Raw genomic sequence first — 2,128 nt, 5'->3', positions numbered from 1 at the left:
ACGCTGGCGTAGGCCGAGCTGATGTCCCAGCCCAGCCCCCTCCCGAGGCCCGGCGCCTTGGCATAGACCGAAGTCATGCGCTCCACGGTCAGGGGCGAGAGGATCCGACGGCCCTTGTATTCGCCCTTGGCCAGCATCATCTGGGCGAAGACGGCCAGGTCGTCGGCCGTGGAAAAGAGGCCGGCGTTGCCCGAGATGCCGCCCTGGGCCCGAGCCAGGGGATCATGGACCACCCCCCGCAAAGGCTTCCCGTCGTAAACCTGGGTTGGAACGACGAGCGAGAGGAATTCCGGGGGCGGGTTGTAGAAAGTATGGGCCATGCCCAGAGGCTTGAAGATCTCCTCGGCCGCGAACTCGGCGATGGTCTTGCGAGTGATCTTTTTGACGATCGCGGCCAGAGTGATGTAGTTCAGACAGGAGTAGGTGAACTTGGCGCCCGGGGGATCGGACTTCGGCAATCCGCCGATATAGATGACGAGCGATTCGACCGGGACGGGCGAGCCGAACTTCTTCTCGGCCTCGGCCGCATCCGTATAGGGCGGGAGGCCCGAAGTGTGGGTCATGAGATGCCAGAGCCGGACGTCATCGCCGGGCTTGCCGTCGGGCCCTTGGATCGGCGCGAACTCGGGGATGTAGTCCTTGACCTTCTCGTAAAGCGACAGCTCGCCCCGTTCGGCCAGGATCATAACCGCCGTGGCGGTGGCGATGGGCTTGGTCAGAGAGGCCAGGTCGAAGATCATATCGGCCGACATCGGACGGCGGTCGGGCACGATCTGGCTGTCGCCGAATGCCTCCCGCAGGACGACCTTGCCCTTACGTTGGACCAGAACGACGGCGCCCGGGAAATCCTTGCGGGCAATCGCTTCGCGGACGATGGCCGAAACCCGTTTGAGACGGTCCGGGTCCATCCCGACATCCTTGGCTCCCCCGCCGGGCAAGCCTTTCCCCCCGCAAGCGGAAGCAGCCAGAATCAGTATGGCCAGGAGCCCGACGGCAAGTCCCGGGCGGTCGCCAAGCAGGCGCCGTTTTGTCACTTGCGCCGTTCGCGGACCGCGAATACCGGGCAGGGGGCGTGGCGGATGACTTTCTCGGCCACCGAGCCGAGGACGAGGTGATGCCAGCCGGAGTGGCCGTGGGTGGCAATGACGATCAAGTCGACATTTTCCTCTTCGGCGATCCGGATGATCTCCTTGGCCGGGGTGCCGTGGCCCAGGACGGCCCGCGCCTTGAGGCCGGCGGGAACCGCGGTCTTGATCAGCTCGAGGAGCTTGGTCTCGGCATCCTTATGCAGGATGTTCTCATACTCGGGAACTTCGAACTCGAAGTTGGGGTCGGTCGGCTTGGGCGGCAGGACGGGAATGACGTGGGCCAAGACGAGCTCGGCCTGGAAGAGCCCGGCCAGATCGGCCGCGGCGGAGATCCCCTGCATCGAGGCGTCGCTGAAATCGGTCGAACAAAGAATTTTCTTGATTGACAGCATCTTCTCTTCCTTCCGCCGACGCCTTTCCGGCGTGGCCTCTCATGTTTAGCACAGGGCTCGGCGCCATGTCAATTTGCCGGGTTTGACGGGCGGCCCGTTCTCATAGCGGCAAAGAGGGCCAGCCCTGTCCCGGGCTCCGATCCCGCCGCCCCATCGTCAAAGCGCCCGCACCGCGCTTTCGATGCGCTCCAAAGCCTGCGCCAGCACGGAGCGCGGACAGCCGACGTTCAGGCGCAGAAACCCGGCCAGCGCCGGACCGAACTTGAGGCCGTCATCGAGGTAGACGCGGGCCTTGTCCAGGAAAAACAAGAAGACCGCGTGGGGATCGAGGCCGAGGTCCCGGGCGTCGAGAAGTCCCAGGTATGTGCCTTGCGGTTTCAGAAAGCGGAGCCGCGGCAAGCGTTCACGGACGAACGCGGCGGCGAAGTCGAGGTTGCCCTCGAGATACGCCACCAGCTCGTCCCGCCATGCTCCGCCTTCGGCGTAGGCCGCTTCCATGGCCGGGACGCCGAAGACGTTGCTGATGGTCAGGCCGGCGTCTTCGATCTCCTGGCGCAGCAGGCCCCGCAAACGATCGTCGGGAACGACGGCAAAGGAGGCGCTCAAGCCGGCCGTGTTGAAGGTCTTGCTGGGAGCCTGCAGGGTGAC

At 64.8% G+C, this 2,128-nt stretch carries 3 protein-coding genes; all 3 read right to left on the bottom strand.

Annotation, left to right across the window (positions count from 1 at the left end; translation table 11 throughout):
• Positions 1-908, bottom strand: a 908-nt coding sequence (locus tag NTZ26_04995) for a serine hydrolase (GenBank protein ID MCX6559852.1), incomplete at its 3' end; no start/stop codon positions are given.
• Positions 909-1,030: 122 nt separating this feature from the next.
• On the bottom strand, positions 1,031-1,480 hold the full coding sequence (locus tag NTZ26_04990) for a universal stress protein (protein ID MCX6559851.1): 450 nt from the start codon (positions 1,478-1,480) through the stop codon (positions 1,031-1,033).
• A 156-nt stretch (positions 1,481-1,636) separates the two neighbouring features.
• Positions 1,637-2,128 (bottom strand): cystathionine beta-lyase (locus NTZ26_04985; protein ID MCX6559850.1); only part of this gene is annotated, 492 nt, incomplete at its 5' end.

Source organism: Candidatus Aminicenantes bacterium, from assembly GCA_026393855.1.
Lineage (GTDB): Bacteria > Acidobacteriota > Aminicenantia > Aminicenantales > UBA4085 > UBA4085.
The sequence above is the reverse complement of the archived record's forward strand: the minus strand, read 5'-3'. Positions and strand labels throughout refer to the sequence as shown.